Annotated in this window: 12 protein-coding genes; 9 read left to right on the top strand and 3 right to left on the bottom strand. The window is 42.4% G+C overall.

Annotated features, from left to right (window positions below):
• The first annotated feature begins 30 nt into the window (after nt 1-30).
• The 5 genes from VF500_RS26815 (at nt 31) to VF500_RS26795 (ending at nt 3,659) form a co-directional block, all read left to right on the top strand.
• The gene (locus VF500_RS26815; protein ID WP_330862608.1) at nt 31-849 is read left to right on the top strand and encodes a phytanoyl-CoA dioxygenase family protein; all 819 of its coding nucleotides are present in this window, start codon (nt 31-33) and stop codon (nt 847-849) included.
• A gap of 24 nt (nt 850-873) precedes the next feature.
• Nucleotides 874-1,974, top strand: coding sequence for a cellulase family glycosylhydrolase (locus tag VF500_RS26810; RefSeq protein ID WP_330862607.1), 1,101 nt, complete (start codon nt 874-876; stop codon nt 1,972-1,974).
• 41 nt (nt 1,975-2,015) lie between these two features.
• Nucleotides 2,016-2,885 (top strand): AraC family transcriptional regulator, encoded by an 870-nt coding sequence (locus VF500_RS26805; RefSeq protein ID WP_330862606.1) that lies wholly within the window; start codon nt 2,016-2,018, stop codon nt 2,883-2,885.
• A 49-nt stretch (nt 2,886-2,934) separates the two neighbouring features.
• Nucleotides 2,935-3,282: a VOC family protein gene (locus tag VF500_RS26800; protein WP_330862605.1), complete on the top strand. Its 348-nt coding sequence runs from the start codon at nt 2,935-2,937 to the stop codon at nt 3,280-3,282.
• A gap of 119 nt (nt 3,283-3,401) precedes the next feature.
• Entirely contained in the window at nt 3,402-3,659 is a 258-nt protein-coding gene (locus tag VF500_RS26795) for a hypothetical protein (protein WP_330862604.1), read from the top strand.
• 16 nt (nt 3,660-3,675) lie between these two features.
• On the opposite strand, the gene VF500_RS26790 is transcribed toward VF500_RS26795, so the two are convergent.
• Nucleotides 3,676-4,458, bottom strand: a complete 783-nt coding sequence (locus VF500_RS26790; RefSeq protein ID WP_330862603.1) for an FkbM family methyltransferase — start codon at nt 4,456-4,458, stop codon at nt 3,676-3,678.
• A 235-nt stretch (nt 4,459-4,693) separates the two neighbouring features.
• On the opposite strand from VF500_RS26790, the gene VF500_RS26785 reads away from it, so the two are divergent.
• From VF500_RS26785 to VF500_RS26775, 3 genes are all read left to right on the top strand, one after another.
• Nucleotides 4,694-5,269, top strand: coding sequence for a Crp/Fnr family transcriptional regulator (locus VF500_RS26785; protein WP_330862602.1), 576 nt, complete (start codon nt 4,694-4,696; stop codon nt 5,267-5,269).
• Between the two features lie 220 nt (nt 5,270-5,489).
• The gene (locus tag VF500_RS26780) at nt 5,490-6,158 is read left to right on the top strand and encodes a type 1 glutamine amidotransferase domain-containing protein (RefSeq protein ID WP_330862601.1); all 669 of its coding nucleotides are present in this window, start codon (nt 5,490-5,492) and stop codon (nt 6,156-6,158) included.
• A 66-nt stretch (nt 6,159-6,224) separates the two neighbouring features.
• Nucleotides 6,225-6,527, top strand: a complete 303-nt coding sequence (locus VF500_RS26775) for a putative quinol monooxygenase (protein WP_330862600.1) — start codon at nt 6,225-6,227, stop codon at nt 6,525-6,527.
• A 111-nt stretch (nt 6,528-6,638) separates the two neighbouring features.
• Here the strand turns inward: VF500_RS26775 and VF500_RS26770 are convergent, their stop codons facing one another.
• The gene (locus VF500_RS26770; protein WP_330862609.1) at nt 6,639-8,273 is read right to left on the bottom strand and encodes an ABC-F family ATP-binding cassette domain-containing protein; all 1,635 of its coding nucleotides are present in this window, start codon (nt 8,271-8,273) and stop codon (nt 6,639-6,641) included.
• A gap of 556 nt (nt 8,274-8,829) precedes the next feature.
• Between VF500_RS26770 and VF500_RS26765 the strand changes: the two genes are divergently transcribed.
• Nucleotides 8,830-9,930, top strand: coding sequence for a HAMP domain-containing sensor histidine kinase (locus VF500_RS26765; protein ID WP_330862599.1), 1,101 nt, complete (start codon nt 8,830-8,832; stop codon nt 9,928-9,930).
• On the opposite strand, the gene VF500_RS26760 is transcribed toward VF500_RS26765, so the two are convergent.
• Nucleotides 9,913-12,258: a gliding motility-associated C-terminal domain-containing protein gene (locus VF500_RS26760; RefSeq protein ID WP_330862598.1), complete on the bottom strand. Its 2,346-nt coding sequence runs from the start codon at nt 12,256-12,258 to the stop codon at nt 9,913-9,915. The genes VF500_RS26765 and VF500_RS26760 overlap by 18 nt on opposite strands.
• Nucleotides 12,259-12,462: the final 204 nt, after the last annotated feature.

Genomic DNA, 12,462 nt, shown 5'->3' with positions numbered 1-12,462 from the left:
TCCTAACCAATTATAACCTAATTTATTCCGATGATCCAGACAGAAAAACAAAAGCTTAGCGATACTATCAATGTAGATGCGGCACTTATAAACGATTTCCGGCAGCAAGGGCACGTGCTCATCAAAAACGTTTTGCAGACCGATGAAGCAGCTCATTACCGCGATGTGATCAGCAATGCAGTGAACCGTTACAATACCGAAACCCGTGCTATGCAGGATAGGGACACCTATGGCAAAGCTTTTTTACAGATCATGAACCTATGGGAGGTTGATGAACAGGTACGGGAGTTTACCCTCGCCAAACGTTTTGCAAAAATTGCTGCCGACCTGCTTGGTGTTGACCATGTGCGCATTTATCATGATCAGGCTTTGTTTAAAGAACCCGGCGGAGGTTTTACCCCCTGGCACCAGGACCAATACTACTGGCCTCTTGATACCAACAATACGGTTACCATGTGGATGCCGCTGATGGATATTGATGTTGAACTGGGGATGCTCACGTTTGCCTCGGGATCACACCGGGATGGATTTGCAGAAAACATCGCCATCTCAGACGAATCGGAAACATCCCTTCAAAAATACATCAGGGAGAAAAATTATCCCATAACCCGTGCCGAAACCATGCAGGCCGGCGATGCTACCTGGCATTACGGCTGGACTTTGCATAACGCACCGGGTAACAGCACTACCGATACCACCCGCGAAGTAATGACCATCATTTATTATGCCGATGGCGCAGGTGTAACGCAACCACAAAATAAGCACCAGGAAAACGACCGCCATCGCTGGCTTGGCGGTTTAAATCCCGGTGAACCGGCCAATTCAAACTTAAACCCTTTAGCTTACTGATAATTTCTGACAGTCGTTTTCTATATGATAAAAAGAACATTTTTACTGATCGCCTTAATGGTTTGTACCACCTTTTGCTTTGCACAAAGTAAGGATAAGCGTTGGTCGGAAGCCCGTATCTGGGCATGGTATAATCAACAACCCTGGTACTGCGGGTTTAATTACATCCCGGCTTATGCTATCAATTATACCGCCATGTGGGATAAAACAACTTTTAACGAGGCGGCTATAGATAAAGAGTTGGCACTGCCAGAAAAGTCGGGCATGAACTCGCTGCGGGCCGTATTGCAATACGCGGTATACGCCGATGACCCGAAGTATTTCTTAAGTACGCTGGATAAATTTATGGCGATATGCGATAAACATCATATCAAGTTTATCCCGGCTTTGTTTGATGATTGCTCTTTCGGCATTACCAATGATCCAAAAACGGGCAAACAACCCGAACCGCTAATTGGCTGGTATGCCTGGGCATGGTCGCCAAGTCCGGGACATAGCCTGGTGGTTGATTCCGCCACGCATCCCAGGCTAAAAAAATATGTAACGGAGGTGATCACAAGGTTCAAAAACGATAAGCGCATTTTAATGTGGGACCTTTACAATGAACCTACAAACGGTGGTTTAGGCTCAGCTACTTTTCCGCTGCTGAAAAAGGCCATTGCCTGGGCAAGGGTTGTAAATCCGTCGCAGCCGCTTACCATTGGCATCTTTGATCAAAACCCGCGGCTGAACAGCATTATTACCGAAAATGTTGATCTGATCACATTTCATGATTATGGTGATAAGCAACACGTTACCAAAACCATAGAAGAGCTTAAGCAATACAATAGGCCCATGATCAATACCGAATGGATGAACAGGCCCTGGAAATCGACGGTGAGTGAAATTATACCTGTATTTTACCAATACAAGGTTGGTTGCAACCTATGGGGACTGGTTAACGGTAAAACACAAACCAATTTACCGTGGAGACACCGCCCCGGCGATCCGGAACAAAAGCTTTGGCAGCATGACCTTTACAGCGGTGATTTTAAACCTTACAAAGCCGCTGAAATTGATTCGCTAAAATTATTTATAGACAGATCCAAAAGTGCTGAATATATCAGCGGGCATCAGCACCAATAGGATAATTTGGTTTCTTTGTATATCAAAACTTTCCTGTACCGATGATCAAGCCCACGTTAGAAGCTTTAAGTAATCATGACAAAAACACGTTCCTGGCCAGGTTATTTGAGCAGCACGAGTTTGAATCGCCATATCATTTTCATCCCGAATATGAATTAACGGCCATTCTTAAAGGCGAAGGGAACAGGTTTGTGGGCAACAATATGTCGGCGTATCAACAGGGCGACCTGGTGTTGATCGGCGGTAATGTACCCCATTGCTGGAAAACCAGCTTGCACAACGAGGAGATCAATGCAAAATCGGTAGTGATCCAGTTTAACCTCGATTTTTTAGGGCCTAATTTCTTCGAGAACCAATCGGCCTGGAAAGTTGTGCAGCTACTTAAAAAAAGCTTTCATGGCATCCATTTTACAGGAAAAGGCACAACGGCCATCATTAATTTGATGATGGCTGTTGTAAAAGCAGAAGATCCGTTTAAGAAACTCATCCTGGTGCTGGAAATTCTTGACCGGCTAACTGATCATTCCTCATACCAATATTTAAATGCTGAACCGGTGATCTATAGTCCGCAGGGGATAGAACATCAAAGGTTAAAGCTGGTGCAAAGTTTTATTATTGATAATTTCCGGAGTAAGATAACCCTTGAAGAGGTTTCTGAGATAGGCAGCATGACAAAAAACGCGTTCTGCAAATTTTATAAAAAAGTAACCGGCAAAACCTTGACGGAAACCATCACTTATTACCGTTTGCAGTACGCCATGCAGCAACTGATATCAACAGATAAAAACGCTACCCAAATTAGTTTCGATTCGGGCTTTAGTGATGTGGCCTCATTTCACAAAATATTTAAGTTAAGTACCGGCAAAAGTCCGCTGGGTTACCGGAAGCATCATTTGGAGATCATAGGTTAATATCTGATGATAGTTGTAAATTGGGTTCCGTTATTCAACTCTTACAGCAATGTTTAAACGCTCAACACCAATATTGGCCTCTGTTGACGAGGCTAAAACGATCGCTTTTTACACCGAAAAATTAGGCTTTACTTTTTGTGCCAGCAATAACGGTTACCTGATATTTATCAGGGATGGCATCAATGTGCATTTATTCCCGTGTGATGATCCGGAAGCTTGCCGCAACATGGGCTGTTATATCTATGTAACCGATATTGAGCAGCTTTACGAAGAGTATCAAAAACTGAATCTTATCCACCCGAACGGCGGCCTAAAGATGATGCCCTGGGGCTTGCGACAGTTTGCTGTGGTAGATAATAATGGTAATATCTTTTACTTTGCTGACCATAAAGAATAACGAAAAATTTTCATGCCAGTAGTACGTGCATTATATGTTAAGTAATAGTGCATTTAATTAGAGTATTTATTATTTGTTAAAATATACTTAACTTAGTGTTAAACAACATAAGCTAATGTATGCCTCAAAACAAACTACCACTTTATGCTATAGTTGAATTATTGATGCGCCTCACCGGTATTAACCCCCAAATTGGCAACTATAAAAACCATGCGGAACGCGGAGATGAAGTAATTGTTAAAACCACCAACGGCACAATTCAACTTTCAAGAGCCCTTGTTTTATCTCAATTTTATAAGCCCGAAGATATTGGAAAACGCGATCTGGAATCCTTAGCGTCAAGATTTAGAAAGAGATTTAGCAAAGCAAAGAGCTGAAAAAATCAGCCCCCAATTAAACTTTTGTTCTTACATAGATATCTCCAAATCCCGTGCTTATAAAATCGTTACCTGCTATAAAACTTTTCATTTCGGCAGGTAACAGCCATTTTTCCATACCCCATTGCATACTTTCATTTGAACTGTAGTTACATTCAATATTGGGATTATGTGTAAGTATCTGGTCAATACATTGAATGGCGCGCGCTGTTTGCTCCGGCACGGTATATTCAAAACTGATCATTTTTACAGGTTGGGTTAACCCTTTCAACACTTCCAGCTCATACCCTTCAACATCTATTTTAATAAATGACGGCAGGCCAAATGCTTCGATCAGCTTGTCGGCTGTTGTTATTTCCAGGTTTATGGGTTCATCCCAGGTATAGCTGTTAAACCGGCCATCCTTAACCGAATCTATCCACTCTTCCGAAAATGATGACAATACAGATGTATTTGAAACATAAAATTTCTTTACCGCTTCCACAGCACCAAGGCCTTTACCTACTACAGTGATTCTTTTACCAAACTTTTGTTTAAGATATTCGTAACAGTTTGCCTGTGGTTCTACCGCTACAACCTTTGCCCCTATGGCCAGCAATGGTAAAACCCTGTTACCCATATTAGCACCAACATCAAAGCAGATATCGCCGCTTTTTATAAATGTTGAATAAAACTTACTTCTGAACCTCGCTTCTTCGTTCGCGGCCTTATCGGCCTCTCTTTGTATTTTGGACGGAAATAGTCTTCTAAGCTGTAGGCGAATATTCGCCCCTAACAACTTTTTTATCAATTCTCTCATTTAATGTGTCGGGCTTAAGTGTCTGGCTGCAATTTAAAGCTTTTTCTCTAATGCCCTAAATGGGATCTACAGCATTTCAAATAAAAGAGCAAAACAATTCTTTAAGTTAATGTATCGAAGCCCCCCCTGCGTTTGACCGCGTTGAACTTATCCGCTTAAAACTTTTGCCTATATTTAACCTTTTCCTCCGGGATCAAAGCATGGGTAATTTTTACTTACAGAACGTATTATAAAAATGGATAAACTCCGCAAGCATATTGAAGACGTAGTGCCGATCAGCGACGGGGAGTTTGATTTTGTAAAACCGTTTTTCACCTACAAAAGGGTAAAAAAACATCAATACCTTACCCAGGAGGGCGACACAGTTACTTTTGAATACCTGATCCTGTCGGGTGTTTTCAGGATGTTTTATCTTGATAGTGAAGGCAAAGAATACATTGTACAATTTGCAGGAGAGAACTGGTGGATGGCCGACTACCAGGCTTATTTTAAAGAAAAAAAAGCTACGCTCCACATTGTATGTATGGAAGATGCCGAGGTTCTGTGCCTCAACCTGCATGGCCGAGAAACATTATCTGCCGAATTGCATAAAATGGAGCATTTTTTCAGGGCAAAACTTACTAATGGATATGTTGCGCTGCAACGCAGGATCATTTCACTGCTTGCCAGCACGCCACAGCAACGCTATGAAGAGTTTGGCCAGCTTTATCCGCACCTGATGCAAAAGATCCCTAAAAAATACATAGCCGAATACCTCGGCGTTAGCCGCGAAACTTTAAGCAGGCTTTACTCTAATAGAGTAACCCAATAACATATTCAGAGTTTCGGCTTAGCTTGGCTCAAAATACAAGTTACTTACAATCAACCCATTAAAAGATATCGTTAAATAAAACCTATCAAAAGTGTGATCCGCGTCACACTTTTTCTGTGACTTGCTTCCTTGTTTTCGGGAGGCCTAATTTTGGACATTTGTTATGTAAATCAAACAACAAAACAATTATCCATTACTATAACAATTTAAGTTTTATGTCATGAAAAAGAGAATTTTATTTGTGGTATCAAGTGCAAACGTAATTGGCCCACACAATCGCGCTACCGGAAACCTGCTTACCGAAGTCGCCAACCCTTACCAAACTTTCAGGAAACAAGGATACGATATTGACGTGTATAGCGTAAATGGCGGTGAAGCCCCGATAGATATGGTTGAACTGGATGACGAATTAAATATCGCCTTCCTTAACGGCGAAGGCTCGGCTGCCATGAAAAACACCAAAAAAATCGACCAGGTATCGGTAGCAGATTATGATGCCGTATTTGTTCCCGGCGGCTTGGCCCCGGTAGTAGACATGCCTGAAAATACCACCGTGCAAAACATTTTATCAGGCATGTATGAAAAAGGTGGCATAGTGAGTGCCGTGTGTCATGGCCCGGTAGCGCTGATCAATGTAAAACTGAACGATGGTAGCTATCTGATTGCTGGTAAAAACGTTACCGGCTTCAGCATTGCCGAAGAAGAAAACTACGCCAAAGAAGATGTTCCGTTTGAGCTGGAAGATGCCCTGAAACAACGCGGCGCTAAATATAGTGCTGCTGCTCCATGGCAAGCCTATATTGTTACCGACGGCCGTTTAGTTACCGGCCAAAACCCAGCATCAGCAAAAGGTGTGGCCGAAAGCGTGATCAAAATTTTAGAAGCTTAATCGTATAACAATCAATGCCTGCTCTTTTCAAATTGATGAGGGAGCAGGATTATAAAAAACAAAAAGATGAACCAACAAGCTATAAATGTTTTTGCCAAATGGCAGGTTAAAGAAGGTGAATTAGATACCGTGCTCAATCTCCTTACCCACGTAACCGAACAAAGCAGGGCCGAAGAAGGCAACCTGTTTTACAGGCTTCACCAAAGCAATACCGATGCTAATACACTGGTTTTGTTTGAGGGCTATAAAGATGAAGCTGCTGTTGCTGCTCACCGCGCATCCGAGTACTTTCAAAATATTGTTTTGGGCCAAATAGTTCCGCTACTTGAAAACCGGGAGGTGGTTGTGGCTACGGAGTTAGGTATTTAATAATGTAAAAAGGAAAGCCTGCAAATCAAATCATTGCAGGCTTCTCTTTTCCACGGCATACACCATTTTATGCGATATTTTATATCCTTCTGGTTCTTTCCAGCTATTCCATTAGCTTTGCTCAATCTGCTTTAAGCTGTCCATTTTCTTGTAGGCTAAAAATCCTTTGATATCCTCAAAATGTTCGCGGACGCGTTTATTTCCAAACTCAAATACCTTTTTTACCAGTCCGTCCAGAAAATCCCTGTCATGCGATACCAGGATCAGCGTTCCATCAAAATCTCTCAGGGCATCTTTGATGATATCCTTGGTTTTCATATCTAAATGGTTTGTTGGCTCATCCAGGATCAATACGTTTACAGGTTCCAACAGCAACTTGATCATGGCCAGGCGCGTTTTTTCGCCGCCGGAAAGTACCTTGACCTTTTTAGTGGTATCATCGCCGCTAAACATAAATGCACCCAAAAGATCTTTGATCTTTACGGTGCCATCGCTTAGCGGGATCTGGTCGATAGTTTCAAATACTGTTAAATTCTCATCTAACAAAGCAGCCTGGTTTTGGGCAAAGTACCCTATTTTGGCATTGTGACCTACTTTTAAAGTTCCCTGGAAATCGATCTCTCCCATGATGGCTTTGATCATTGTCGATTTACCTTCCCCGTTTTTACCAACAAAAGCCACTTTTTCGCCCCGTTCAATCACCATAGCCGCTTTTTCAAACACAACATGATCGCCATAGGTTTTTGTCAGCTCTTCAACCATTACCGGATATTGGCCGGAACGTGGCGACGGTGGGAATTTCAATCGCAATGCCGAAGTATCCACTTCATCTATCTCGATGACCTCAAGCTTTTCAAGCATCTTCACGCGCGACTGTACCTGCAAAGTTTTAGAGTACGTGCCTCTGAACCGGTCTATAAATTCCTGGTTATCGGCTATAAAGCGCTGTTGTTCCTCATAGGCTTTTAATTGGTGTACCCTGCGGTCAGCACGCAACTGGAGGTAATGTGTGTATTTGGCTTTATAATCGTAGATCCGGCCCATGGTCACCTCAATGGTACGGTTTGTAATGTTATCTACAAAAGTACGGTCGTGCGAGATAACCATTACTGCCCTTGCCGAGTTGACCAGGAAATCTTCCAGCCATTGGATACTGTCGATATCCATGTGGTTGGTAGGCTCATCAAGCAAGATCAGGTCTGGTTTCTTTAACAGAATTTTGGCCAGCTCGATACGCATACGCCAACCGCCCGAAAATTCGGAAGTTTGACGAGCAAAGTCTTTGCGTTCGAAACCTAAGCCTTTCAGCACCTTTTCTACCTCTGCATCATAATTTACCTCTTCCTGCGAATAAACTTTTTCGCTCAGCTCCGATACCCGTTCAATCAGCTTCATGTAGTCGTCACTGTCGTAATCGGTGCGAATGTTGAGCTGCTCATTCACTTCGTCCAGCTCTTTCTGCATCTGATTGGCCTCGTCAAACGCTTTCATCGTTTCTTCAAAAACGGTAACGTTATCCTGGGTAAGCAAATGCTGCGGCAAGTATGCTATTACCGCATCCTTAGGGCCGGTTACGTTGCCGGTAGTAGGTTTGGCCGCACCGGCGATGATCTTGAGGATGGTGGACTTGCCTGCGCCATTCTTGCCCATCAGGGCTATTTTATCATTCTCGTTTATAGAGAAGGTTACGTCACTGAATAAGGTGGTTCCGCCAAATGAAACGGAAATGTTATTGACATTGATCACAGTAATGAAATATTGAATTTTGCGCAAAGATAAGTGAAAGACACAGAATTATGGCAGGAGAATGAAGGGTGTTATCAGGCCTCGTTTGAAGCTTTTGGATCGTTTGCAATTGTGTTTAAAGGTGTCCTTTTTTGTTCAAATCATAATTAATCAGTCTAAATAATTTTCAAAGTCAACTTCTGCTTGCATCATCCTTAAACTAAAATTAAATTTTTTTCGTATAGTTGCTAAATGGTTCACATGTCGCAAATCGCGGCCTGTCCATACAACAAAACAATTCAGTGTTTACAACCATCTCAACATTAAAAAATTAAGCGCTTTTTGGTTCAAGCTAACGGGAGAAACGTCAAGTTTCAGTTTAGAGAGCAGGATATTTCATTCTATAACTATCTGCGCGATAATTCTGGCTTGTTTTTATATCCCGTATAATATTTTTGCTGGCCTGTATGTAGCTGCATTATCCTGTTTTATAATTGCATGCTTCTTTTTCTATCAATATTACTATTCGCGGTATCATCATAAAAAGCATAACAATATTGTATTTGGCTTAACAGGCTTGCTTCTTTTTTCTGTTAATTATTTTGCAAATTCGGGTATTAATGGCTCTACCGATTTAATATGGCCTGCTTATTTGCTGATGCTATTCGCCATTTCGCCATACAGGTATTATTTAGCCTGGCTGGCGATCTACATATTTGCTTTTCTGATACTCCACGTTGTTGAATATCATTATCCGGCCCTGGTTCAATACCCTTTTACTGCAGGAAAGGGGCAATTTATTGACCGGGTTACCGCATTTCCGCTACCGGTGATTGCCATTTATTTCATTATCAGCTTCATTAAGCGTAGCTACGATAAAGAAAAGGCCATGGTTGAGTTGAGGAATGAAGAGATCACATTGCAGAAGAGCCTCTTAGAACAAAGTAATGCGGAAAAGAATAAGCTTATGTCAATTATTTCGCATGATATGCGGGCACCGCTTATTAATATACAAGGTTACCTGGAGTTGCTTAATGAACATGAGCTTGACAATACTCAGCGATTGGTTTTGGAGAAAGATCTGCTTGCTGCTACCAATAATACCATGCAAATGCTGTCTAACCTGCTTTACTGGACAAAATCCCAAATGGAGCGGCCAACGGTAAATTTGCAGGAAGTGAGCCTTTCTTTTGTATTGAAAAGCACGTTGGAGATGGAGAAAATGCTGGCGGTTAAAAAAGGCATTTCCTTAAGTTACGATATTGACGATAAAATAACGGTAATTGCCGATACTGATATGCTGCAACTGGTGGTGCGTAACCTGGTAAACAACGCAATTAAATTCACGCAAAAAGGGGGTAGCATCGCTGTAAGTACTCAAACAATGCCCGATAAAGTTAAACTAACTGTTAGCGATAACGGAAAAGGCATTGCCGAGGCCGAGCAAGAGCATATTTTCCTGGTAACATCAGATCCTTCTTTTGGTACCAATAACGAAAAGGGCGTTGGCTTGGGCTTGTTGCTATGTAAGGAGTTTATAGAACGGCAAGGTGGCAGTATTGGTTTCGAAAGCGTTTTTGGACAGGGTTCCAGCTTTTATATTTTTATTCCGTCAAAAGCTGGGTTACATCACGACGGCGCTGGTAACCCACCGGGTTTATTATCTGATAACTGTTAAGCTACCCGATAATGGCGTCGTTCCATTTTTAAGATCAATGACGTAATAATAGGTGCCAGCCGGAATGTTTGCATTTTTATACTTCCCATCCCAGGCAGTAGTATAACCAATAGAAGAATAGATTGGTTTCCCATATCTGTTAAAAATATTTACCGAGCAATTAGACGGTAAGCTGAGCGATGATAGATTCCAGGTGTCATTAATTCCGTCGTTATTTGGCGTAAATGTATTGGGTATTACCAGAACTTTAGGCTGTGTACGGAATGGAAGTATATCACCTTTAGTAATCCCATTTTCATTTTGGGCAACTATCCTGAAATAATAAGTAGTTGAAGGAGTCAAATCAATCTGGTTATTGGTAAAGTTAACTGCCCCTGTATTGGCAATAATGGGGTTTACACCCGTAGCAATATCAGCAGTTATGGCTCCTGCGAGCGTTGGTGATGTGCCAAACTCAAAATGCACCTCTGTTTCACTCCCATTATCATTAGCCAGGCCATTTAATGTTGCTGTTGATGATGATATAAGAGTTGCTGGCTTTGTTTGAGCAACAGGAGGTGCAGGCGGACGGTTTGGGGTAACAAAACTTAATATATTCCCGTTTGCTGCACCTCCTGCATTATCCGCGTTTATTCGGAAATAATATGTGGTAGCCGGCGTCAAATTGTTAAGCGCACTTGTATAGCTTGTTATGCCTGTTCCTGCATTTAACGGATTAGCGCCTGACTTTAGCGGAGCGATGACGGAACTGCTAAGATCAGGATTGGTACTATACTCGAAGGTTATGTTAGTTAAGGAGCCGTTATCTGATACAGTGCCATTAAGTGTAGCGCCCGAGAAAGATAGCTCGGTAGCCGGTAATGTTATAACCGAGGGGGGCAATATCGGAGCTGTCGAAAAAATCCATGCTGCACCTTGCCAATCGTTATCAGATCCTCCGCCGTTAATGGATGTTTTGCCATCAGCACTAATTGCAACAGATGTACCCGACACCGAATATTGATCCGTATCGTACCCTACCAATTGACTCCCCTGCAGTACCCAGGTATTGCCATTTCGGGTAAATACCCAAACGCCTCCCCGGTAATGTTCGCCAAAACCGTATTCACCCATAATAGCTGTATTACCATCTGCCGATAAAGCTACAGTGGTGCCTTGGAGCGATTCAGCGTCGGCTCCAGGGCCAATTAGTTTAGATCCCTGCTGCACCCAGGAGTTGCCATTTTTAACAAAGATCCATGCCCCGCCTTTTTGTCCTTCGTCATGTGGTCCACCAATCATCGCTACACTGCCATCTGCACTTAAGGCCACAGCCCTTCCCTGTAAGCCTCCGGATGCTTGCAGTCTGCCACTTTGTTCTGTCCACACACCGTTGTTTCGCGTAAAAATGACACCCGTACACAGAGATGATACCGGAAGGTCAATACTTCCGCTAACTAAGATCGTATTACCGTCTGCACTTAAAGCTATGCTGGAATGAAATCCACCGCCGAATACTTGTTTAAAATTTGAAAGTCCGCTTGGTACGTATTTGGGGCCTTGCTGTGTCCATGTACCCGTATCATGTGTGAACACCCAAAATGCCCCCCTGAAAAAATCATCTCCAGTACCATAAACAACAGCCGTATTCCCATCGGCACTTAAGCATACGTCTTGGCCTTGGAAGCAAGCACCTGTATTTCCTGTACCTATTAGTTTTACATCTTGCTTCCAAACATTATTTTCACGCCTAAATATCCACGATGCGCCTACCCCGTCGCCTCCTTGTCTATCCTCAATTCCTCCAACAAGCAACGTATTTCCGTCGGCACTAAATGATAGCGCATTCCCGAATATTAACTGATTATTTAAACTGATATTGCCATTATCAGGGAGGATTTTAGCTTGTTGGGTCCAGGTTGTACCTGTGCGGGTAAATACCCAAACTCCTCCAATTTGATTATTGTCACCCGTTCCGCCAACGGCTGCTGTATTCCCATCAGCGCTAATAGCTACCGCGTTTCCTTGTGCTGCTTTGCCTATAGCCCCTGTTCCTACAAGCTTATTCCCTTGTTGCAATGAAGGATAGGGCGTTGGTGTTAAAATGAATTTAGGCGCAGAGGATACCGAACCTTTACTGGTAGTAACTGAAATAGGCCCTGTAAACGTACCCGGCATAATCATAATAACTAATTTAGATGCACTACCGGATATCGTTATACAAGCTTTTCCCGCGATATTAGCTTTTCCATTATCCAGATTACTGCCATTTATTGTCACCAAAGTTCCTACAGGGCCCGATGACGGCGCAAATAAATTTATCGAAGGAGCCTGGGCATATGCTTTCATAAAGGCGCATATAAAAAGCAGGGAGAATAATATGCGCGTCACGCTGTGAAGGGTTTAGTATTATTTAATGGTGCTAATATATAATCTTATCAAATTATAACCAAAACCAACCGTTAATATGAATAGAGTATGCCCCTGGTAAAGTTTCCTTTTATCTTAAATTAAATCCCTGTAAATTAGATAACTAATTTTTATCCGCCTCCG

Source organism: Mucilaginibacter sp., from assembly GCF_036383575.1.
Lineage (GTDB): Bacteria > Bacteroidota > Bacteroidia > Sphingobacteriales > Sphingobacteriaceae > Mucilaginibacter.
Note: the sequence above shows the minus strand (reverse complement) of the source record. Positions and strands in the feature narration are given on the sequence as shown.

Excerpts from the sequence above, each read along its gene's own strand:
- VF500_RS26815 (WP_330862608.1), top strand. The coding sequence starts at position 31 with ATGATCCAGACAGAAAAACAAAAGCTTAGCGATACTATCAATGTAGAT.
- VF500_RS26810 (WP_330862607.1), top strand. The coding sequence starts at position 874 with ATGATAAAAAGAACATTTTTACTGATCGCCTTAATGGTTTGTACCACC.
- VF500_RS26805 (WP_330862606.1), top strand. The coding sequence starts at position 2,016 with ATGATCAAGCCCACGTTAGAAGCTTTAAGTAATCATGACAAAAACACG.
- VF500_RS26800 (WP_330862605.1), top strand. The coding sequence starts at position 2,935 with ATGTTTAAACGCTCAACACCAATATTGGCCTCTGTTGACGAGGCTAAA.
- VF500_RS26795 (WP_330862604.1), top strand. The coding sequence starts at position 3,402 with ATGCCTCAAAACAAACTACCACTTTATGCTATAGTTGAATTATTGATG.
- VF500_RS26790 (WP_330862603.1), bottom strand. The coding sequence starts at position 4,458 with ATGAGAGAATTGATAAAAAAGTTGTTAGGGGCGAATATTCGCCTACAG.
- VF500_RS26785 (WP_330862602.1), top strand. The coding sequence starts at position 4,694 with ATGGATAAACTCCGCAAGCATATTGAAGACGTAGTGCCGATCAGCGAC.
- VF500_RS26780 (WP_330862601.1), top strand. The coding sequence starts at position 5,490 with ATGAAAAAGAGAATTTTATTTGTGGTATCAAGTGCAAACGTAATTGGC.
- VF500_RS26775 (WP_330862600.1), top strand. The coding sequence starts at position 6,225 with ATGAACCAACAAGCTATAAATGTTTTTGCCAAATGGCAGGTTAAAGAA.
- VF500_RS26760 (WP_330862598.1), bottom strand. The coding sequence starts at position 12,258 with ATGAAAGCATATGCCCAGGCTCCTTCGATAAATTTATTTGCGCCGTCA.